Source organism: Aquimarina litoralis (assembly GCF_019295435.1).
In the GTDB taxonomy this organism is placed as follows: domain Bacteria; phylum Bacteroidota; class Bacteroidia; order Flavobacteriales; family Flavobacteriaceae; genus Aquimarina; species Aquimarina litoralis_A.
Genome location: NZ_WEKL01000006.1, coordinates 48,269 through 69,957, shown reverse-complemented (window position 1 = coordinate 69,957; position 21,689 = coordinate 48,269). Strand labels below are relative to the sequence as shown.

The 21,689-nt window shown below is 30.3% G+C and carries 23 protein-coding genes and 1 pseudogene; all 24 read left to right on the top strand.

The annotated features are described in order from the left end of the window. Positions 1–3: 3 nt before the first annotated feature. The 24 genes and pseudogenes from GBO31_RS04875 (at position 4) to GBO31_RS04765 (ending at position 21,622) form a co-directional block, all read left to right on the top strand. Positions 4–768, top strand: coding sequence for a hypothetical protein (locus GBO31_RS04875; protein WP_219007199.1), 765 nt, complete (start codon positions 4–6; stop codon positions 766–768). Positions 769–795: 27 nt separating this feature from the next. Next, positions 796–1,317: a hypothetical protein gene (locus tag GBO31_RS04870; RefSeq protein WP_219007198.1), complete on the top strand. Its 522-nt coding sequence runs from the start codon at positions 796–798 to the stop codon at positions 1,315–1,317. A gap of 854 nt (positions 1,318–2,171) precedes the next feature. After that, on the top strand, positions 2,172–2,636 hold the full coding sequence (locus GBO31_RS04865) for a helix-turn-helix domain-containing protein (RefSeq protein ID WP_219007197.1): 465 nt from the start codon (positions 2,172–2,174) through the stop codon (positions 2,634–2,636). An 86-nt stretch (positions 2,637–2,722) separates the two neighbouring features. Further along, the gene (locus GBO31_RS04860; protein WP_219007196.1) at positions 2,723–4,036 is read left to right on the top strand and encodes an amidohydrolase family protein; all 1,314 of its coding nucleotides are present in this window, start codon (positions 2,723–2,725) and stop codon (positions 4,034–4,036) included. A gap of 163 nt (positions 4,037–4,199) precedes the next feature. Then, entirely contained in the window at positions 4,200–4,853 is a 654-nt protein-coding gene (locus GBO31_RS04855) for an NAD(P)-dependent oxidoreductase (RefSeq protein ID WP_219007195.1), read from the top strand. Beyond that, positions 4,850–5,410 carry a menaquinone-dependent protoporphyrinogen IX dehydrogenase gene (hemG, locus tag GBO31_RS04850; protein WP_219007194.1) on the top strand — a complete coding sequence of 187 codons (561 nt, stop codon included), beginning with the start codon at positions 4,850–4,852 and terminating at the stop codon, positions 5,408–5,410. The genes GBO31_RS04855 and hemG overlap by 4 nt, the downstream gene beginning before the upstream one ends. Before the next feature lie 366 nt (positions 5,411–5,776). Continuing rightward, entirely contained in the window at positions 5,777–6,319 is a 543-nt protein-coding gene (locus tag GBO31_RS04845) for a hypothetical protein (RefSeq protein ID WP_219007193.1), read from the top strand. Positions 6,320–6,481: 162 nt separating this feature from the next. Further along, a pseudogene (locus GBO31_RS27370) lies at positions 6,482–6,703 on the top strand (hypothetical protein); the annotation flags it as partial. Positions 6,704–6,838: 135 nt separating this feature from the next. Next, on the top strand, positions 6,839–7,990 hold the full coding sequence (locus GBO31_RS04840) for a serine hydrolase domain-containing protein (protein WP_219007192.1): 1,152 nt from the start codon (positions 6,839–6,841) through the stop codon (positions 7,988–7,990). A gap of 94 nt (positions 7,991–8,084) precedes the next feature. Beyond that, complete coding sequence (locus tag GBO31_RS04835) at positions 8,085–8,801, top strand: hypothetical protein (protein ID WP_219007191.1); 717 nt, start codon at positions 8,085–8,087, stop codon at positions 8,799–8,801. A gap of 111 nt (positions 8,802–8,912) precedes the next feature. Then, positions 8,913–9,677 (top strand): hypothetical protein, encoded by a 765-nt coding sequence (locus tag GBO31_RS04830; RefSeq protein WP_219007190.1) that lies wholly within the window; start codon positions 8,913–8,915, stop codon positions 9,675–9,677. Positions 9,678–9,742: 65 nt separating this feature from the next. Continuing rightward, positions 9,743–10,363, top strand: coding sequence for a T6SS immunity protein Tdi1 domain-containing protein (locus tag GBO31_RS04825; protein WP_219007189.1), 621 nt, complete (start codon positions 9,743–9,745; stop codon positions 10,361–10,363). Positions 10,364–10,623: 260 nt separating this feature from the next. Beyond that, complete coding sequence (locus GBO31_RS04820) at positions 10,624–11,100, top strand: XRE family transcriptional regulator (RefSeq protein ID WP_219007188.1); 477 nt, start codon at positions 10,624–10,626, stop codon at positions 11,098–11,100. Further along, a complete protein-coding gene (locus tag GBO31_RS04815) occupies positions 11,097–11,864 on the top strand; it encodes an arylamine N-acetyltransferase family protein (protein ID WP_246615768.1) in 768 nt (255 codons plus the stop codon). The genes GBO31_RS04820 and GBO31_RS04815 overlap by 4 nt, the downstream gene beginning before the upstream one ends. Then, positions 11,864–12,985 carry a helix-turn-helix domain-containing protein gene (locus tag GBO31_RS04810; RefSeq protein WP_219007187.1) on the top strand — a complete coding sequence of 374 codons (1,122 nt, stop codon included), beginning with the start codon at positions 11,864–11,866 and terminating at the stop codon, positions 12,983–12,985. Before GBO31_RS04815 ends, GBO31_RS04810 begins: the two co-directional genes overlap by 1 nt. 66 nt (positions 12,986–13,051) lie before the next feature. Then, on the top strand, positions 13,052–14,572 hold the full coding sequence (locus GBO31_RS04805) for a serine hydrolase domain-containing protein (protein WP_219007186.1): 1,521 nt from the start codon (positions 13,052–13,054) through the stop codon (positions 14,570–14,572). Between the two features lie 152 nt (positions 14,573–14,724). Continuing rightward, a complete protein-coding gene (locus GBO31_RS04800; protein WP_219007185.1) occupies positions 14,725–15,804 on the top strand; it encodes a glycoside hydrolase family 53 protein in 1,080 nt (359 codons plus the stop codon). Between the two features lie 60 nt (positions 15,805–15,864). Then, entirely contained in the window at positions 15,865–16,308 is a 444-nt protein-coding gene (locus tag GBO31_RS04795) for a DinB family protein (RefSeq protein WP_219007184.1), read from the top strand. Positions 16,309–16,481: 173 nt separating this feature from the next. Beyond that, positions 16,482–17,705: a serine hydrolase domain-containing protein gene (locus GBO31_RS04790; RefSeq protein ID WP_219007183.1), complete on the top strand. Its 1,224-nt coding sequence runs from the start codon at positions 16,482–16,484 to the stop codon at positions 17,703–17,705. A 62-nt stretch (positions 17,706–17,767) separates the two neighbouring features. Next, positions 17,768–18,559: a nuclear transport factor 2 family protein gene (locus GBO31_RS04785; protein ID WP_219007182.1), complete on the top strand. Its 792-nt coding sequence runs from the start codon at positions 17,768–17,770 to the stop codon at positions 18,557–18,559. 18 nt (positions 18,560–18,577) lie between these two features. Further along, positions 18,578–19,135 carry a Crp/Fnr family transcriptional regulator gene (locus tag GBO31_RS04780; protein ID WP_219007181.1) on the top strand — a complete coding sequence of 186 codons (558 nt, stop codon included), beginning with the start codon at positions 18,578–18,580 and terminating at the stop codon, positions 19,133–19,135. A gap of 294 nt (positions 19,136–19,429) precedes the next feature. Next, complete coding sequence (locus GBO31_RS04775) at positions 19,430–19,987, top strand: hypothetical protein (protein WP_219007180.1); 558 nt, start codon at positions 19,430–19,432, stop codon at positions 19,985–19,987. 2 nt (positions 19,988–19,989) lie between these two features. After that, positions 19,990–20,898: a sterol desaturase family protein gene (locus tag GBO31_RS04770; protein WP_219007179.1), complete on the top strand. Its 909-nt coding sequence runs from the start codon at positions 19,990–19,992 to the stop codon at positions 20,896–20,898. Between the two features lie 4 nt (positions 20,899–20,902). After that, a complete protein-coding gene (locus GBO31_RS04765) occupies positions 20,903–21,622 on the top strand; it encodes a VOC family protein (protein ID WP_219007178.1) in 720 nt (239 codons plus the stop codon). The last annotated feature ends 67 nt before the right edge of the window (positions 21,623–21,689 follow it).

Sequence of the window (21,689 nt, the reverse complement as noted above, 5' to 3'; positions counted from 1 at the left end):
AAAATGATTAAAACAATATTAACAACGTTGCTTTTTACTTTTGGTTTGACCTATAGTTACTCGCAGTTATCGAAACCCGAATATGAAGTTGTGGTAAAGTATTTTGTAGACTGTATAAAGAATACAGATATCGATAAACTTGACTCAATTGTATCCTATCCGATTCAACGACCTTATCCGATACCTTCAATAAACAACAAACAAGAATTAAAGAATCGTTATTCAGAAATATTTGATGATAGTTTGATTTCATTAATAACAAGTTCCAACATCAAAGAAGATTGGTCTGATRCCGGATGGAGAGGAATTATGCTTCGTCATGGCGTTATTTGGTTAGATTATGATGGTAGATTTATAACCTMAAATCATACAACAGACAAAGAAAAAGCAATTGAAAAAAAATGGATTGAGTACGAAAAAGGATTACTCTATCCTGATCTGAAAAAATTTAAAAAGCCGGTTCATACTATTGAAACTGATAAGTTTATCGTGCGAATTGATCTTTTAGAAAACCATAAGTATCGATATGCTTCTTGGTCAAAAAAATCTGATATATCAAAGAAACCTGATTTAGTCATTAACAATGGAAAATGGACTCCAGATGGAACTGGTGGAAATCACCATTTCATATTTAAGAATGGAGTGTATAGCTATATAGTTTACGTAAATGTTTTGAGGGCTAACGAAACACCTCCATTCAACTTGGTAGTAAATAAAAAAGATAGAGAGATTTTAAATCAACCTGCTGTCCTAAAAGATTTAAAATGAAATATGGGCAATAATTCAACAAAATCTATGAGATTAAATTTATTTTTTATTTTGATATTAGGAGCACCTTTCTTCTTATTTGCTCAAAAAAAAGAAAACTATTTTGACTATTTGCAGAAGCATTCTCTTGGCGGAATTGAAAACAAATATGTATTGACACTTAGTGCTTATTTGACAGATTGTGGAGAATTTGGTGGGCATCAAGAAAAGCTAAATATTAAAAGAATTGATAAAAAAATAATGGGATTTTTAACCATTTTTGAAACTACTTGTAGCCCTCAAGGATACAAAAATCGTGATAACATAGTTTCAGAAAGTTCTTTTGAAATAAGTGAACAAAAAGTTCAATTTATTGTTCAATACCTACATAAAGTTTTAGAAAACAGTTTAAAATATGAAATGGTTACTCATGCAGATAACGAATATGGAGTGAAACTAGATTGGAGTGAAAAAACTGATTACAATTTTAAAAGAATCGATATTAGTTTTAGAAGTTTTGGAAACAAATGGGAAGAATTTGAAAAACTCAAAATTGCATTAAAAAAATAACAACTTTAACAAACTATATATAGGTAACATCATATCAATATGATCAATCGAACGGTTGTTATATATTTAAGAAAGTTCAATCAATGCTTAGAAAAGAATCCTGACGATTAAAAAAACTCCTATGTGCAGTCTTTATCGAAAATAGCATAACATTTTGCCCATACAGGACACATATATGAAACGTTATCACTATTACTTAAATACTAACTAAGATATCATCTAGAATTTTGTCATCGATTCAAATCCCTTTCTTAGAAATTATTTCACTTATAGCAGTCTTTCATTGCTTTGTATTAAGCTTTGTAATTCTTTTTTCCAAGTTTTTCAGAAGCAGCCATAATAGATTCTTAGGACTTACTTTATTTATTATTGCTATAGTTGGTATCAATAATTGGTTTTGGGACATAGGTATAAATCCTAAGGTAATTAGTATTCTAGATTTATTTCTTTGGCAATTTCTATACCCTGTAACTTTACTACAGTTTTTCCAAAAAACATCGAATAATTCATCTAAAAAAACATCAAACCACAAATACTTATATATACCTTTCTTTGTACTTAGTGCCTGTAATATTTTCATATCATTGAGTACTATATTCAATTTATACGGTTTACCCGAATTGATTAATAATAATATTAGCCAATTTTATAAAGGAGTTAGTTTATTATCCGTTATTTTTCCAATTTATACAATTATTCTCTCGCATAGATTTGTTGTTACCCACAAAGATAACATCATTAAAAAATGGTTAAAACAGCTTTGGATTTACCTTTCTATCATTCTTTTATTTGGTCTAAGTTTAGAATTTTACCGATTTATTTTTTCAGAAAAATTGCCACTAACCTATTTATGGATGTTCAGTTCAATTTTTATTTATTGGCTGGTTTATAAAGGAATGTATCAATTTAAATTGTCGAATGACAGATATGAAATTAGGACAATAGCTAAATCAGAGAAAAACAAATCATCAGCTAATACGAATTCTAAAAATTCACATTTCAAAAAGCTCATCCTCTTAATTGAAGAAGAAAAAATCCATCATAACCCAAATTTAAGTAGGGATGATGCTGCGCAAAAATTAGAAATTAGTAATGGATATCTTTCTCAAATTATAAAAGAAAATACATCAGGTAGTTTTTCAGATCTTATCAACCATTACAGAATAAGAGATGTACAAAAAATGCTTAAGAACCCTAAGTTTGATAATTACAATTTACTTTCTATTGGTCTAGAATGTGGATTTAACTCTAAAACATCTTTCTACACAAACTTTAAAAAGCAGACAGGCCTAACGCCTAAAGAATATAAGGATAAATAGGTTCTATATTGTCAAAAGTAAAGATTACTGAACTACTCCTAGCCATTTGAAATGTACGTTTGTTGAGAATTTCAAAATCAATTAAAATGCGTACACTAAAAAGTTATTTAATACTATTAATTTCATTCATAAGCTCATCATGTATTGCCCAAGCAAGAACATTCTCTTTTGAGAATGTCAATATAATTCCCATGCATACTGATACAATAATTAAAAATCAAAGGGTAATTATAATCAATGGAAAAATATCAAAAATTGAATCAGCTTCTTACCCTAGAACTGATTCTATAGATATTTCAATATCCGCTTCTGGCAAATACTTAATTCCAGGTTTAGTTGAAACGCATTATCATTTGCAAAATAATGTCGAAAACGAGTTCAAACTTTTAATTGCAAATGGAATAACGTCTACAAGAAACATGGCAGAGTACCAAGGACAAGATCATATAGAAATAAGACAAAAAGCTCGAAACAATTTATTTCTTTCACCTCATTATTATACAACGGGTCCATACCTTAAAAGAGATCATTTTAAACATATTAAGTCTGTTGATACGATTATACAATATCATAAAAAAAGAGGGTATGATTTTTTAAAACTTGCTGACAACTTACCTAAAAAGACCTATTTAACACTTTTAGAAAAAGCACAAAAAGAAAATATAAAAATTGTTGGTCATGGCCAAAGAGAATTACCTTTAGAGTATTCCCTTAGAATTAAGTCTATCGCTCATATAGAAGAGTTCATGAACATTTTTTCAAAAGAAGAAAAAAACTCTATTAAATATTTACAAAAAGCAGCAAAAGAAATAAAAACAAGTGGAATCTACGTATCACCAACCCTTGGAATCTTTGAGATGATTATACGCTATGCGGATAAAGAAAAATCAATCAAACTCAATGCAGATAAAAATATTAAGTATCTTCCAAAACACTATTCAGATTATTGGAAATCCAATAGAATCAACTACAGAATTCTTCCATGGTTTACTACTCAAAAATCTTTAACTAGACTACAAAATGAACTAGAATGGCAAAAAGAATTCACTTTGTTATTACACCAAAATGGGGTACCATTAATGGCTGGAAGTGATACTTATGGTTTATTCCTTCCAGGTTTTTCAATTCATCATGAATTAGAATTAATAAACAGTTCAGGGCTTTCAACATATGAAACACTAAAAACAGCAACTGTAATTCCAGCACGCTATTTAAACACAATTTCTCAATCAGGAACTATCACTGAAGGAAAACTAGCCGATTTGGTTTTGCTAGACAAAAATCCATTAAATGACATTAGCAATACTAAAACTATATTAGGAGTAATGATTAGGGGACAATGGTTGAATCGAAAAAAACTCGACAAACTCTTGTTAGATATTGAGAATTCATATAAATAAAACGAACTACAGTAAAGTATATTAAAAATAGCGATCAAAACGTAGAAACAAACATCGTTTTTGTAAATTCAACAAGAAATAAAAATATACGATTAGATCAATTGGTTCGAGTATGTTTTCTCAGATCTGATTCATGTTTTTAGCATTATGTTTACTATTTAAAATGAAGATACTATTACTTGGAGCAACAGGAAGAACAGGAAAATTAGTTCTTACTATTGCATTAGAAAAAGGTTATCAAGTGCATTGCCTAGCACGAAAATCAGAACGGATTGCGCAAAAGGATGGATTAACTATTTTTGAGGGTGATCCAAACAACAAAGAGGATTTATATAGAGCGATGGCTGGTTGCGATGGTGTGATAAGCGTTTTAAATATTTCCAGAAAATCAGACTTTCCTTGGTCTAGTTTAAGAACACCGAAAACTTATCTTTCAGAGGTAATGGCCAAACTTGTTCCAATTGCAAAAGAATATAATATAAAACGAATTTCAATATGTTCGGCTTGGGGCGTTGCCGAAACAAAAAAAGACATCCCCAAATGGTTTAAGTGGTTTATTGATAACAGTAACATCGGAATTGCATACAAAGACCATGAAAAACAAGAAAAAATAATATCCAACTCCAATGCTAATTGGACAATTGTAAGACCTGTAGGATTAACCAATTCTAAACGAATAGAACAAGTCAAAGAAACTTTTGACAATAAGCCTAAACCAAGTATTCTAATTAGCAGAAAAAGTGTTGCAACCTATCTTTTAGAAAGTTTAGAGAACGACTCTTTAATAAAGAGAAAAGTAGTAATTTCGAAAGAATGAGTAAAAAGATTGCAATAGTTTATTCCTCTGTTGATGGGCAGACCAAAAAGATTTGCGAAAAATTGAATTCAATTTTCGAAAAAGAACAAATACAAACAGAACTGTGCTCAATTGATACGTTTAATAGTAATGTATTACAATACCATACACTTATCATTGGAGCAAGCATTAGATATGGCAAACATAATACTAAGGTTTCAGAGTTTATTTTGAATAACATGGATAAACTTAATGAAATTCAAACTGCCTTTTTTTCTGTAAACCTCGTAGCAAGAAAAGAAGATAAGAATTCGTCCAGTACAAATCCATATATGATTAAATTTTTAGAAGAAATTGAATGGAAAGCAGATTTTCTGGAAGTCTTTGCCGGAAAATTGGACTACAATTCTTATTCTTTTTTAGATAGAATAATGATAAAATTGATTATGTGGATTACAAAAGGACCAACAAAATCAAAAGAACCGATTGAATATACTAAATGGAAAAAAGTGAGTGATTTTGGATTAAAAATAATTGAGAATTATAACAGTACTAACCAAAACTCAGTTCATAAGTAATCGCTTGCACTCTCCTACCTCTTAAGTTATGTCTTCACCAACCAAATGTAACTATAGAATTCGCAAAAAAGACTGGTAATAAAGTATTCGGAATAATGATTCTTCTAAACTTTGATTAATGACGACTAGGCATTTACCTTGAACTTATTTCTAGTGTTATATAATAACATCAAATTGTCATATGAATGGAATAACCAAATCATCCTACTATATGTAAGTATCTAAAAAAAACAGTGGCTCAAAACAAAAACTATCCTATAAGTTTTAATCATTTTCTTAGCTGTCCATAGTTTGTCCATAGTGAAAATTAGGCATAGCTCGCGTTTTGAAATAGGTTTACGACGTTGAATCCAAAAACCAAATATTATGAAAAAATTAAAATTCACAACTATCGTTTTATCTCTATTCTCACTAACCATTTCTTGTAGTATTGATGATAGTACACCAGAGCCTCAAACGGAATCTTTTAAAGTAAAAGCAGTTTCAATCGTCGCGAGACAATTTCCTGATACAGAAGGAGAAGCCTTAGAACTCTATGGCCGAATAAGTACAACTTTAGCTATTGGCGACAACACTGTAGAGCATATTTTATGGGATCGAAATCGTGACTTTTTTGAGTCTGTGGGCGCACAAGAATTTTTAATAAACTCAGAAGGTTCTGAGCATACATTCACGCTAACCGAGGATGAATTAAGAGACGGAGCCGAATTTAGGTTTTATACGCAAATGTATGATAGAGATCCAGACGGTAATATCGACGATTATTTAGGAAATGAGTTAAGATCACAATTTGTCAGGGTGTTTAGTACTGTATCTAATGAAAATAATCCAGTTGTATTTGATTTTCGACTTACAGAATTTACTGGAGTAGATGTGCGTGTCCGTTTTTCTGTTGAACATATAAGATAAGTACAGTATAAAGGAGAGAGTAAAAAACTGTACAAATATGTTAACTAAAAACAAGAAATAAAACATCTTGCAACAAACTGTATATTGCATATACCACCTTGGTCAGGTAAATGCAATATACAAGAGATGTTGATGAAGATATGAAAACAAAAGCTATTCAAATCAAATCTTGATAAAATAAAAATCAACGCATCAAAATCAATGACCGGACAATTATCGGGTGGAACCGATACCATTCAAGCTATTTCAACTTCTCTATCGGTAAACACAAATTTAATTCCATCAATAATAAATACATCTGAAGTGGACCAAAAGATACCCAAAGAATTGGATTCATTACTCAACCAAAACTTACAAGAAAATTTACTCTGCCATAAGCAATAGCTCGGGATTTGGTGGTTATTATGCCAGCTTGATGTTAAAAAACACATTGCCTAACTATCTATATAGATCAGCAATAAATGTTTTTTTATATTTAATGTCTGTGTTAAACCAAAAAGTTCATCAATTAAAATCTAAATGAAAAAACTAATTATAATAACACTTTCTGTATTTATGCTATTAAGTTGCAAACAGAAAAAGTTAAGTCAAAGTATCTCTGACACACCAAACAGTCAAATTGATTCTATATTTTCCCAATTCGATAATTTGGATTCACCAGGATATGCAATTGGTATTTCAAAAAATGGTACTACACTATATAAGAAAGGGTATGGTGCAGCAAATTTAGACTATAACCTACCAATTAATACAAGTTCTTCATTCAGTATAGCTTCAGTTTCTAAACAGTTTACAGCAGCTAGTATTGCGCTACTAATTCTAGAAGAAAAAATTTCTTTAGAAACTGTAGTATCCGACTATATTCCAGAGCTTAAAAAATTTTCTGATACGCTTCGAATTAAGCATCTTATGTACAATACAAGTGGACTTACGGATTACCATAGATTGAAAAGAAAAAATGATAAATCCTGGGTAACTTTTAATTATTTTGACATTGATGAATGTATAAAAACATCAATCTCAGAAGACAATTTACTATTCAAACCTGGAGAGAAATGGGATTATAGTAATGTCAATTTTATGCTGTTAACCAAAATTGTAGAAAAGATCAGCGGGCAATCATTTAGCGACTTCATGAAGATAAGACTATTTGCTCCCTTACATATGAACAATACTTTGATAAATGATGATATTACAAGTGTTATAAAAAATAGAGTAACTCCATACAATCTAAGGAATAAACTGTATCTAGATGCCTATGCAGAACAAGGTTTCAAATTTAAAAATGAAGGTAAATATATACAGCACCCAAGAAATTCGCCCCATTACGGTGGTAGTGGAGTCGTTTCTACTATAGATGACCTACTTAAATGGACTTCTAATATGGAAACCAAGGAATTTGGAGGGGAAGAATTTTATGAATTAATGCATAWAACATTAAAATTTAAACATGGCAGAAACAACCAAGCTTTTGGATTATATTTTGGAAATTACAAAAACAGAAAATTCGTAGCTTGGGAAGGCGGCGATTATGGAATAAGTTCTCAAATTCTAAGATTTCCAGATCAAAATATTTCAATAATTGTTCTCTCTAATCTAGGTTCGGGAGAGGCATCACAAAAGGCAAACGATATCGCGGATGTTTTGATCAAAGAAAATATATTGAAATAAAGTTCCCCTCGACAAGTTGTATATTCCTTATAACATTTATAGCCGCAAACTCAATTTGAAAACAGATGTTCTGTTTGATTAAAATCTTATGTAAATGAAATTTAGAGGGACAATTATCTTATGCCTAACAGTATTACTAGTATTGTTTGTATCAATGGCCAGTTCAACAGGTCCTTCCTATGTCCATGCGGAAATTAAACCAATTTCAATTAACGAAAAAGGTGAAATACTTTGCAAAACTCGTTTTACAAAAAATGAAATGGGCGCTTACAGTCCAATGAAAATAGAATATGGATTTTGCGTTCTTACTAAAGATCAGATTATAGAGTTTAAAACTAAAATAGTAGAACCAAGTCCTGAGGATTCTTATTATGAACAAATCAAGTTTTGGGATGAAGTGTTTCAATCTGATACGAATGAAAAACAATTAGATGAAATAAAAAACAGTGTTCTTAAGAATGAATATGATTTTTACTCCATCAATATAGACTCTTTTAAAATCAATAAAATAATGTCGATTTCTGATTTCGAAAAATCTAAAAAAATATCTCTGAAAAAAGTTAAACAAAAAGGGTTACATAATGCCAATAGTAAAGAATATTATAGCGATAAAAAGATTCATTTATTGTATGACTTTGGAGATATTCTAATTCTTGATAATAATAATGATATTGACGATAACGGGTTAGAATTAGAATTGGGAGCAGAATTTGATTACTACAATCCTTTAACTATTTCAAATGAACAAGGTAAGGATATCAGCTTAGGATTTGATATTAATAAAGTGACAGGTATATTACGAATCAAGTAAATCTTTAAGAAACAAAAACGAAAAACATTTGAATTACAACTGAATCCAAAATAATCACTTGTTTTTTGAGCTACTTGCCATATATTTAACATTATGGCAAATAATAGCAAAATGARATTGACCAAATTATTTCTTATTGGTTTTTTGATCGTCAGTGTAAACTGTAAATCACAAAAACAAATTTCCCGAATTGAAATAGTTCAACCCACTATACAACAGGAAGCTTCTTCGGTTTGGAGCACTATAAATGACATCACCTTTTTTGAAAAACAAGGATATAACATAAATCTACCAAAAGATTCTTTGATTGATTCATTGATAACAAAATCAAAAAATGGCACTTTTGGAAACGAAGATTTTTCTGCTATCTATACACTTCTAGAAACCAAGTTTTTCAACCTTCAAAACTATGAACAAGCAAAGCAAAAAGTAGAAAATCAGATAGATCTACTGAATGGTTTTGTTAATACCATAGATTCTGAAAAAAGTCAATGGGATTGGACGTTTAAAACATTTGACAAATACAAAGTTCTTTTTACATTATATGGAACTGGAGGAAGCTATGATCCAGATGAAGGAACAATCACTTTATTAACCAACAAAGAAGGTGGATTTATGAAATATAAAAATCCCGCCTACACTATAATTCACGAAATCTCTCATATGGGAATGGAGTATTCCTTAGTTCAGAAGTATAAGCTTACGCACGGACTAAAAGAAAGATTAGTAGACACTTTTGTTTTTCTAATGTTTCTGGAAAAATTACCTGAATACAAAATCCAAAATATGGGAAATAAAAATATCGATAAGAACTTGAATAAGAAAAAGGATATTGAATCTTTAAATGCTATTATATCAGAATTTATTGGGGAATAACCAATCATGTCAAGGGATATAGACCTTTAAAGTGCTATCTACCATCATGAAAAACAATATATAATATGAATTTTTTCAAAAAAATATTTAAAAAAAACATAGCAACTCAAACGAGTGAATCGACGCAGAATACTAATACAGATTTTAAACCAGATAAAAATACATCACCAGTTTCAGAAAATATTATTGATGAATACAAAGCTAAGGTTCCTGAATATTTAATTGACCTATGGAAATTAAATGGATTCGGAAAATACAACAATGGATTGATAGAACTAGTGAACCCAAAAGATTTTGAACCTTCCTTATGGACATGGCTAGGTAAAGAAGTAGAAAATTACGTTCCTTTTGCAATTAGTGGTTTTGGCGAATTATTTTATTATCGAAAACTAACTGAAACTGATGAAGATGTTTGTATGATAGATATTCAATATCGTAAAATCGAAACAATTGTCTGGAGTCTGGAGTCCTTTTTTAAGGATTTTCTAACCAATGAAGAAGATAGAGAAGAATGGTTAAGAGAAACTTTATTTAAAAAGGCAATCGCAGAACAAGGTGATTTAGAAAAAAACGAAGTATTTACCTTTACACCTATTTTAGCATTGGGAGGCGCTTTGGAAACAAAATACTTGAAAAAAGGAAATGCACAAGTCTATCAAGATATTGTATTCCAAATGACAATGTAAAAAGTAGATAACAAAGTGTGATATGGAGCTAAAATGTAGGTTTATACTAAGTTAAAATATTCTCTTTCGTATTATCACTTCAGAAAATAATAACATAAAATTTAGCGCGAATTGGGGTTTAAAAATGTAAACAATCTCTTTCAGAATATGGTGTCATATTCCTGTCACATTGTTGTCATACCTTTGTCATATAACTTTCAACACCAATAAAAGCTTACTAATTAGTTTTGCATAATAAATAACAGTAAAAGCAAAATAATATGGATTCTACTAACACGATTAATTTAAGAGATATAAAAAAAATGAGATTAGAGCGTCATTGGTCTCAAGAACAATTAGCAGAAATGAGTGGATTAAGTATAAGGACCATACAACGCATTGAAAATGGAGAAAATGCAGGTCTAGAATCATTGAAATCCTTAGCTTCAGTTTTTGAAATTAATATTACCGACTCTGATAAGAAAGAAGAAATAGAGCAAATCAAAAAAGAAAAAGAATATGTGCAGAATGTAAAGGGATTTTATACAATCCTTGGCGTAGCAATATTGAGCTTAGTGATGTTTTTTGTTATTGCAATTCTCGATTCGGATTCAGATTCAGAAGGTTGGTTCTTATTTTTTTATATGTTAATTTTTTGGGTGATCATTCTCGGGATTTACTCTCTAAATTATTTTGATTTTTTTGGAGAAGAATGGGAAAAGAAAATTATCAATGAGAAATTCAAAAAGAAGCAATGATCATCAAGGAATACTTAAATCGAATTAATTATCAAGGCAACCATACACCAAATCTTGAAGTTCTAAAAGAACTGCAAAAAGGACATCTTTTGAATGTTCCTTTTGAAAATCTGGATATTCATTACAATAGATCAATTGATTTAGATGCTTCGAAATTTTATAAAAAAATAGTAATTGAAAACAGAGGAGGATTTTGCTATGAACTGAATGGTTTATTCCAAATTTTATTGAATAACTTAGGGTTTAAATCTAAAATAATATCAGCTAGAGTTTATGATAGTAAAAAAGAAGATTTTGGTGAAGAATATGACCATTTAGCAATAATCGTCGAATTGGATCAAAATGAATACTTAGTAGATGTTGGTTTTGGCGAGTTTACATTTCATCCTTTAATCATTACACCGAACAAAGTTCAAAAAGATCCTAGAGGAAATTTCATCATCGAAGGAATAAATGGAGAGTACACAGTTTCTAAAATAAATGGAGACATTAAAAGTATTGAATACAAATTCACAACAAAGAGTAGAGAATTAAATGAGTTTCAAGGCATGTGTAATTACCATCAAACAAATCCAAACTCTCATTTTACCCAAAAGAAATTGATAACTAAGCCTATAAACGATGGACGAGTGACACTAACAGGAAATACACTAAAAATCACAAAAAATAATAGTATTCAAGAAAATATTGAATTGTCAAAAAGCGAGTATACGGAGCAATTATTTAAATGGTTTCAAATTAATGAAGAAACAATGAAATTTTAATGATAAAAACTACCCTAATTACCATACTATCCATTCAGATTTTGATATTGAGTATTCTCTTTTTCCTAAAAAAGAAAAATAGATTAGCAAATTCATTATTAGGTTTAGTTTTGTTTTTTTTCAGCTTGGCCACCATAAACTTTTCTCTTTTTCACTACCTACTTCATGAACAGATCATCAAATACATACCTTATTTACGATTAGAACTCTTATATGCTCTCGGTCCAGCAATCTATTTGTATACACTTTCTGTTACAAATCCAGAATTTAAACTTAAAAGAATACAACTTTTCATATTCCTTCCTGCATTGATCGAATTTATATATTATCGTACTAGCTTTTACAGAAATGGAGCAAATGCTATAGGTTTTGATTCTCAAAACCCACTACAACTTATATTTACAATCCAACAATGGATCGGTGTTATGTATTCCACTTTTTTTATGTGTTTATCAGTTTACGTGCTAGCTAAATATAAAAAATGGATCTACGATAGCTTTTCTTACACGAAGAATATATCATTGCAATGGATATACCTACCAATAGTTAGTTTTGTTATTTTTTGGTTTGTATGGTTTATGATTCGCCTCACTGACATGCTGCTTTTCTCAGGAAAATATAGTGACATTTACTACTATCCTATGTATATCATTTTATCTATAATGGCCTTATGGATTGGCTTTAAAGGATACGTGAATTCTACAAGCGAAGCAATTGGATTTAATCTAATGCTAAAACCTCAGCAGAAAGTACCGAAACAAACTATATCTGAACACAAACAAATTGCCGAAAATCTAAAAGAAAAAATGGCAGAAGAAAAGTATTACTTGAGTCAAGATTTAAGCTTAAAAATGCTTTCAGAAAAAACAGGAATTCAAAAAGATCTCTTATCCAGAACAATCAATCAATATTTCAAAGTAAATTTTCATGAATTCATTAATAGGTATCGGGTAGAAGAATTCATAAAAAGAATTGAAATGGATAAAAATAAAGAGTTTACTTTTCTGGCGCATGCCTATGATAGTGGATTTGCTTCAAAATCTTCTTTTAATGCTGTTTTTAAAAAACACACTCAAAAGACTCCAAAGGATTATTTTTCCAATTTACACGCTAATAAATAAGTCCAGAAATGGGTTTTTGGACGATTTGGACTTCTTTTTCCTCGAAGTTTGTTCAAAAATCAAATTATGAAAACCTTTCACCTAATCTTATTATTATTTATTCTTTTCTGTAACATTAGCTTTAGTCAAAGCGCAAACAATTTCGATTTTAGCCCAGTTGAAAAGGAAATCCAGACAGCACTCAATACTAAGGAGATTCCTTCTATAGTAGTAGCTGTTTCAAAAAATGGCAAAATCATTTATGAGAAGGCGTTTGGCTATTCTGATATGGAACATAAAATAAAAGCTACGGTTACTACTTCTTATCAATTAGCTTCGGTATCTAAAGTTTTCACTGCAACTGGTATGATGCTATTACAGCACCAAAAAAAGATTGATATTCATGCACCTGCAGAGAAATATATGGCTGACCTAAAATTTAAAGAAGTTGATGGAATCAGTTCAGAAGTCAAAGTGATAGACTTACTAAATCATACTTCTGGATTGGGCACCTATTTTCAGTTACATTATGGAGATGAATCTACAAAATCAGACAGTTTTCAAAATGCATTCAAAAAATACGGAAGTTTGTTTCATCCTGCAGGACAGGTATATGAATATTCGAATTTAGGTTATGGTTTACTCGATTACATAATAGAAGTACAAAGTGGCACTACTTTTTCAAGCTTTGTGGAAAAAGAACTATTCAATCCACTTCGTTTAAAAAACACATTTGTTCATCAATCAAATAAAAACAACATTCAGATAGCAAAAAAGTATGATGCCAATCTAAATGTATTACCAGAAATAAAAACCAATACCAAAGGAGCTGGAGATGTATACTCCAGTATTCATGATCTAATTTCTTTTGGTATGTTTCACATAGACAATAATGATCATAATATATTAAGCGCAAACGAACGTCTCTTAATGCGTAATTATAAAAATAAGAATGTTCTATACCCTAATTATGATGAATCATTTTATGGCTTTGGTTGGAATATAAAACCTAATGATCATAATTATAACATTGTTTGGCATGAAGGTGGAATGATGGGAGTAAGCTCAATGCTAAAACTGATTCCAGATGAAGATATCGCCATTGCTGTTATACAAAACGTGTATAACCCAACTTTTTGTCAAAAAATCACAAATATGTTAAGTAAAATTGTGCTTCCTGAATATCATCCCGCACCTATTAATCCTGTAGCAGATTATACCAGTTATACTTCTAACCCATCTTATTTCGGAAAATGGAAAGGTGACATAAAAATAGATGCTCTAAGTATCCCTTGTACCCTAACGTTTAAGGATAATGGAGACATTATAATGGATTATTTAGACTATACCTATCAATCCTATTTTACTCAAAATAATCCTATACCCAATAAAACATTTTTAGCAATGGGACTGGTAAATAAGAATTCCTTTTTGGGTATGTATCCAGGTGATCTACCTTCAGAAGATATAAGACATGAATTCAGTCAATTTCTTTCTTTAAAGTTAATAAAAGAAGGGAACATTTTATCTGGGATTGTAGTTGCCTTGGCTGCTTCAGAAAGAGAGTATTACGCATATCCTTATTACATAAAGTTCCAAAAGGAATAAGAGTATGATGACACATCAATATATACTTGTTTACGTAGTTGTAACTTAGTTAAGAAAGTCCTTTAAATTTTCAATTTGATTAGTATTTACTAATTTAGTTACGGGAACATACAACGAAATCATACAAAATACTTTTTACAGTGATCTAAAAAATGAATAGAACATTACAAATACTAATTGCTTTTTTGGTTCTTATTTCTTGTAATAAAGAGGAGGTAAATGTACCAACTTCTGAAGATGAAAGTTCTACATTCATTTCTGCTGTTGACATTTCAAGCTATCCAGAAATATCAAATTCAAATCCTACCTTCTATGATTTGAAAGGAAATCAAAACGATTTCTTAACAATACTAAAAGATAATGGAATAAATACAATTAGAGTAAGGCTTTGGGTAAATCCAAGTAATGAGCACTCCGGATTTAATGAAGTAAAACAGTTTTCCAAAACATTAAAAACCAATGGTTTCAAAGTTTGGTTGACGCTTCATTATTCGGATACTTGGGCAGACCCTGCTCATCAGGAAATACCTAAACAATGGGAAGGAACTAATTTTTCACAATTAAAAGAGATAGTATATAACTATACAGAACAAGTTATTACCGAATTACAACCTGATTATATACAGATTGGTAATGAAATAAATCACGGTTTTCTTCACTCATATGGTCATATTTCAGATAATTTTCAGCAATTTAAAGAGCTAATGGATACGGCAATTGCCGCAGTAAGAACAAATTCTAATGATACTGAAATCATCTTGCATTTTGCTGGCATTGAAGGTGCTGATTGGTTTTATGATCAAGTAAGTATTTTAGACTATGATATTATTGGTTTATCCTATTATCCCATCTGGCATGGAAAGTCATTAAACACTCTTACAACTGCAATGCAGGATTTGAGCAGTTCTTATGATAAAAAAATCGTTATTGCTGAAACAGCATATCCTTTTACGCTTGAATGGAATGATTGGACAAATAATATCGTAGGACTAGACGAACAACTAATCCTGCCAGAATATCCAGCAACTACCGAAGGTCAAAGAAATTTTATAACACAAATAAAAACATTGACAAAAGAATTAGAAAACGGAATAGGTTTTTGTTATTGGGGAGCTGAATTAATCGCTTGGAAAGGAAATCAATCTACAGAGGCTTCCCCTTGGGAAAATCAAGCATTATTTGACTTTGATAATAAAGCTTTACCTGTTATGAGGGCATTTAAAATTGAATAAAAAACTATGGGATACGTTATACGACTAAAATATAACTAGACGTCAGCAATAATTTAAAAAATGACCGAAACAACCAATAAACTTGAACAATTACTAAGAAAAGGATCGGAATATATACTCCAATCATCTGAATTGGAATTAAGCCAAAAAGAATCTACTGAAAAGTGGTCAAAGAAAGAAATTTTGGGGCATTTAATTGACTCTGCAATTAACAATCTCCAGAGATTTACGGAAATTCAATTTGAGAACAAACCTTATCCAATAAGAAAATACAATCAAGATGAATTAGTAAAGGCAAATGACTATCAAAATTCAGATACCGAAGAGATTGTAAAACTTTGGAATTCAATCAATATTAGAATTCTGAACATCATAAAGGTTCAAACAGAACAAACATTGAATTTTAAAATCGAACTGGACAAAAATAGTTTCGCTGACCTAAGATTTTTAATGATAGATTATGTGGATCATCTAGAACATCATCTAAAACAAATAATGAAATAAAAGCTGTTGATAATAAAGTATATGTTTCATAGCAGCTAAATGATAAAAGAAATTCAAAGAGGGAAACAAACGATGCACAGATCTTTCTATCATTTTAGTCAGTAAAATCAAAAAATAAGGTAACATTTTGTAATATTGGAATACAATATTAAATGCTGTAGCCAATATCATTTATGAAAATTAAGAAACGTATTTTTAGAACGATAGCTTATATACCTTTTATAGTTTTGGGGATTACCTTAATTGTTTTATCCATCAAATTTTCTCCAACCTACGTTTATAGATTGATAACAATGAATGTAGCGGATGTTTATGATTATAAAAACTTTGAAAATCGTAAGATTAGGGAAGCAAAAAACACTAAAAAATTTGTCTCTCAGTTTAAAGAGGAATATGTGGAATCATTATTTGATGATCTGGTAACCAATACTGGATTTAAAAGTTTTGAAGAATGGGCTATCGAGTCTCAAACTACCGCTCTTATTGTCATACAAAAAGATATAATTATTTATGAAAAATATTTCAATGGTTTTAACAGGGATTCCTATTTCCATTCTCAATCCATGGCAAAATCGTTTATTTCTTTTTTAATTGGTTCTGCCATTGATGATGGACTCATCCAAAGTGTGGAGGACCCTATCACAAATTATATCCCTGAACTTTTGAAACGTGATCAACGCTTTCAAAAGATATCCATCAAAAATTTACTTGAAATGCGCTCTGGGCTTGAATATAATACAGATCTTATCCCCTTTACAAACATTCACGCTCCTTGGCATGATGAAGCAGTAGGATATTACCATCCTAATGTTCGAAAATTATTACTTGAAGATGTAGAGGTTTCATCTGAACCAGGAAAAGATTTTCAATATTCAAATTATAATACCAGTTATTTAGGATTGATTATTGAAAGAGCTACTAATCTCACTGTATCCGATTATCTTGAGCAAAAGTTATGGTCAAAAATAATGGAATACGATGCACTCTTCTCTTTAGATAGTAAAAAATCTGGTTTTGAGTATATGCCAAGTCGTTTGATTGCCAGAGCAATTGATTATGCGCGTTTCGGTCAACTTATGCTTCATGAAGGAGATTGGTATGGTAATCAGATTATCTCAAAAAACTGGGTACAAGAATCTACCCAAGAAAACAAATCAATTCCTCGAGATATTTATCCAAAATGGTTCGGAAGGAGTGATAAAAGAATTTATTATAATTACCAATGGTGGGGTCATGTAAACAAAGACGGCACTTTTCATTTCTATGCAAACGGAAATCTCGGACAGAATATTTATATAAATCCTAATAAAGAAACTGTCATTGTTCACTGTGGTAATTCACTCCAATATTATAGTAGTGATTTTGATTTATGGAATGTTTCTTTATTACTTGATTAGGAATTAAAACAACCATTTATATCATATGCTCCTAAACGTTAATAAGATCAATTGTTGAAAATATGAAAAAACAGATTTGCACATTTATTTTCCTAATGACATTAATTTCATGGAGTCAGAAAAAAGAAAATACAATACCAAAATATAAAGCTGTTGAACGGACAAGCAACCTATACAAAACAATTGCCAAAATGGACAGCTTGTATTTTGCAGCTCAAAATTTATGTGATTTAGAAACTTATGCATCCTTTTTATCTGAGGATTTTGAGTTTTTTCATGATGTCGCAGGATATACAGCCTCAAAAGATGATGAGATAAAAGATATGACTGTATTTTGTGGAGAAGAACAACGATCCCGACAACCCCTAAGAAGAGAATTAATCAAGGGATCTTTAAAAGTATATCCGATGCAGAATTTTGGTGCATTAGAATTTTGTGATCATAAGTTCTATTTACAGATACCAGATGGAACAGAAAAAGTAATTGGTTCAGGAAAACTTACCGCAGTATGGAAAATGATTAACAAAAAGTGGAAACTTACTCGCGTAATAAGTTACGACCATCAACCACTTGCGGAAACCGAATTATCGGAGGATATTTTAGATCGATATGTAGGAGATTATATCTTTTCCGATCGTATCGTTAACATCAAAATAGAGGGTAAATTTCTTCGAGTTACAGATATCAAAAATGGGAAATCTATATGGTCGAAAAAATTATTCCCTGAAACAGAAAACACTTTTTATCTAAACTACGAAAATGTGGTTTATGAATTTCAAAAAAATGAATCGACAATTATTGACATGAATATATATGAAGGAGGAAAACTCCTTGAAAAAGGCAAAAGGAAATAAGAACATAATAAACTCGACATGCAAAATTTACTTCAAGAAATCAGCAGTAGATGTTTTTTAAGTCCAGAATTACGAAAAAGAATCCTAACAGATTTTGAAGAAAAGAAAGCTAAAAAAGGTGAAAAAATCTTAAGTCAAGGAAGTAAAGCTAGTTATCTATACTTTGTACAAAAAGGTGTTTTACACAACTACTATTATCATGATGGTAAACAAATATCATCTTGGTTTTACTCAGAAAATCAATTCATAACATCTTGGCACAGCTTTTATGGTCAAAAACAAAGCTTCGAAGAAATTGAATGTTTAGAAAACTGTGTGTTATATCGAATCAGCTATAAAAACTATCAAAAATTAATAGCCGACTTTCCTGCTTTTGGAAATTTTGCCAGACTACTTGCTGAAGAGATGCTAACATTTATAGACGAATTTTCTAAAGGTTGGTCTTTTCTTGTTGCAAAAGAAAAGTACGATGTACTACTCACCTATTTSCCGAATATTGAATTACGCGTTAAACTTGGTTACATTGCATCTTTCTTAGGGATTTCACAAGAGACCTTAAGTAGAATAAGAAAATAGTATTTCCTAAAATAAAATTATGGAAAACTATTTCTATACCCATTGTTATGGCTTTGTCAATCCACTTTGATTGAAAATGGTTTGATCACTTTGATACAATTAAGAAGATTTGGTATATTCATACATATCCATTGTATCTAGAAGTCTTCTAATATGAATCTTCAAAATTTTAGTACATTATAATTATCATTTGGTTCTCACTATTCATTTAATTTTAAACTATTCGAAAATTTTGACATAGGTCAAAAAAAAATGATGTCAAACCTTCTCATTTTTGTAAAAAATATTAAACACATGAAATATTCAACATTAGTATTTAGAAGTTTAGCTGTCATCATTTTTATTACTGGTATTGCACATTTAACAAGCTATGCATCTCAAAAAGACAATTCAATTTATAATCATGAATCATTGACCGATGCAGATCAAGAACAGGTGATTTCCGAAAAAAGTGATCATAAAGAACAAACACTTTTTGAAGGAAGTCTCCCTGAGAAAAACACAAACAACATTTCCAAAATCGATGACATAGTTGGAAAATGGAAGGTTACCTACAATAATGAGGATTTTAAAGGAAGTATTATATATCATCTAAAAAAAGAAGGAACGGTTTTTAATGCGTATACATATGAGTATCAAGACGAAAATGGATATGCCGAAAAAGCTGACGGTATCAAAACTTTAATTATTAAAAAGTTTAATGGTGTTAAAGGCAAAGGCAGTTATACTGTTGAATATGAAGGGCAGCAGTATCAAGTTGATTGCCAAATTGATATGATAGATAAAAATACTTTTAAATTAAGCTATGACTATTATGGTTATGGCGATGTGGAAATCTGGAAAAGAAAATAATTATGATTGAATTCTTATCAAAAAAACTTGATTGGGTAGATGTAAATTACTGGTTTTATATCTTTAATGACTTAAGCCTATTATATATTATCGTTCCATTTTTTCTATTAGAGTTAATTAGATATGCATATTTAAAAAGGTTAAATAAAGATTTAATTTTTGATAGCATAGCTAATATTATAACCTTTGGAGCATTCTTTTTAATAGAAATAATTCTAGGCCTTCTAGCAATAACTAAAGTCTATTTTTGGATTTATAACAACTTTAGTCTACCACATCTAGAACTCAATTGGATAACAATAATAGCTTGCATCCTACTAGCAGATTTTGCTTATTACTGGGAACATAGGATGATGCATAGAACTGGTATTGGTTGGGCAACACATACTGTTCATCATAGTTCACCTCATTTTAACATGTCTGTAGCTTATAGGTTTGGGCCACTAGATGCGATCATGCCGATAATATTTTCTTTACCTATTGTAATGCTTGGATTTGATCCCATTCTGGTATTGTTATCAGAAGTTTTTGTTCAAGTATTTCAGACCATATTACATACCGAAATTATTGGTAAACTTACCAAACCGGTAGAATTCATTTTCAATACACCTTCTCATCATCGTGTGCACCATGGTTCAAATCGAAAATATTGGGATAAAAACTATGCGGGTATTTTAATCATTTGGGATAGGATGCTTGGTACTTTTGAACCTGAAGTTGAAAAAGTTCGTTATGGAATTTCAGAACCTGTACATAGTACAAATCCGATAAAAGTATTTCTTCATGGTATTGCTCGCTTATTTATAAAACTAAAAAAAGTAAAAGGGTTAAAAAACAAAGTACTGGTTTTTATCAAACCTCCTGATTGGTTGCCAGCAAATAGTAATGATAATGTTATAAATGAGCCCTGAAATTATGAAAAACAACACTCCTTTCTTTGCAGATTTGTCTACCTATTCTCCTATTGATACTATTCCCTTTTATGAGCATATTTTTGGTTGGAAGTACTATAAAGAAAATGATTATTATATGGCCTTTCTTGGTAATAATGAAGTTTCTGGATTATACGAAACTCCCGAAAAATTCAAACAAATGCGCATGCCACATTTTTGGATGACTTATATCAAAGTAGCTAATGTAAAAGACACCATCAATAGCGCTCAACAACTTGGAGGAATCATCGAAATGTCATATGAAATGAATGGATTTGGGAAAGTTGCTTTAATCAGAGATCCTCAAGGAGCAGGTTTCACCATCTATGAAGGTAATAATCTCAAAAATACCAGAACGCAAAGTACAGAAAACACTCTTGTTTGGAATGAGCTTCATGTTTCAGATGTACAAAAAATTATTCCTTTTTATCAAGGCATTTTTAACTGGAAACTAGTACAACAACAAAGTGACTCATACAAGGTTTTAAATAAAGAAGGAAATCATGTTGCCGATGTTTTAGAAATTCAAAACCAATATAAAGGCAAATATGAATATTGGGTATGCACTTTTGGAGTTAAAGATGTAACTACCGCTAAAAAAATGATACTAGAAAAAAATGGCGGTATTATCAGTGAGGAACATAATCGTTTATTGGTTACAGATAATTCTAATGAAGCATTTTTTTACATAAAAACAGTGTAACGATTTTTTAAAAGCATGTAAAGTCTACAACACACATAAAAAAGTATCCCTCCATTGTTTAAACGAA

Excerpts from the sequence above, each read along its gene's own strand:
- GBO31_RS04810 (WP_219007187.1), top strand. The coding sequence starts at position 11,864 with ATGATAAAAACTACCCTAATTACCATACTATCCATTCAGATTTTGATA.
- GBO31_RS04835 (WP_219007191.1), top strand. The coding sequence starts at position 8,085 with ATGAAATTTAGAGGGACAATTATCTTATGCCTAACAGTATTACTAGTA.
- GBO31_RS04785 (WP_219007182.1), top strand. The coding sequence starts at position 17,768 with ATGAAAAAACAGATTTGCACATTTATTTTCCTAATGACATTAATTTCA.
- GBO31_RS04795 (WP_219007184.1), top strand. The coding sequence starts at position 15,865 with ATGACCGAAACAACCAATAAACTTGAACAATTACTAAGAAAAGGATCG.
- GBO31_RS04820 (WP_219007188.1), top strand. The coding sequence starts at position 10,624 with ATGGATTCTACTAACACGATTAATTTAAGAGATATAAAAAAAATGAGA.
- hemG (WP_219007194.1), top strand. The coding sequence starts at position 4,850 with ATGAGTAAAAAGATTGCAATAGTTTATTCCTCTGTTGATGGGCAGACC.
- GBO31_RS04825 (WP_219007189.1), top strand. The coding sequence starts at position 9,743 with ATGAATTTTTTCAAAAAAATATTTAAAAAAAACATAGCAACTCAAACG.
- GBO31_RS04860 (WP_219007196.1), top strand. The coding sequence starts at position 2,723 with ATGCGTACACTAAAAAGTTATTTAATACTATTAATTTCATTCATAAGC.
- GBO31_RS04790 (WP_219007183.1), top strand. The coding sequence starts at position 16,482 with ATGAAAATTAAGAAACGTATTTTTAGAACGATAGCTTATATACCTTTT.
- GBO31_RS04770 (WP_219007179.1), top strand. The coding sequence starts at position 19,990 with ATGATTGAATTCTTATCAAAAAAACTTGATTGGGTAGATGTAAATTAC.
- GBO31_RS04855 (WP_219007195.1), top strand. The coding sequence starts at position 4,200 with ATGAAGATACTATTACTTGGAGCAACAGGAAGAACAGGAAAATTAGTT.
- GBO31_RS04775 (WP_219007180.1), top strand. The coding sequence starts at position 19,430 with ATGAAATATTCAACATTAGTATTTAGAAGTTTAGCTGTCATCATTTTT.
- GBO31_RS04870 (WP_219007198.1), top strand. The coding sequence starts at position 796 with ATGAGATTAAATTTATTTTTTATTTTGATATTAGGAGCACCTTTCTTC.
- GBO31_RS04765 (WP_219007178.1), top strand. The coding sequence starts at position 20,903 with ATGAAAAACAACACTCCTTTCTTTGCAGATTTGTCTACCTATTCTCCT.
- GBO31_RS04805 (WP_219007186.1), top strand. The coding sequence starts at position 13,052 with ATGAAAACCTTTCACCTAATCTTATTATTATTTATTCTTTTCTGTAAC.
- GBO31_RS04800 (WP_219007185.1), top strand. The coding sequence starts at position 14,725 with ATGAATAGAACATTACAAATACTAATTGCTTTTTTGGTTCTTATTTCT.
- GBO31_RS04865 (WP_219007197.1), top strand. The coding sequence starts at position 2,172 with ATGTTCAGTTCAATTTTTATTTATTGGCTGGTTTATAAAGGAATGTAT.
- GBO31_RS04845 (WP_219007193.1), top strand. The coding sequence starts at position 5,777 with ATGAAAAAATTAAAATTCACAACTATCGTTTTATCTCTATTCTCACTA.
- GBO31_RS04815 (WP_246615768.1), top strand. The coding sequence starts at position 11,097 with ATGATCATCAAGGAATACTTAAATCGAATTAATTATCAAGGCAACCAT.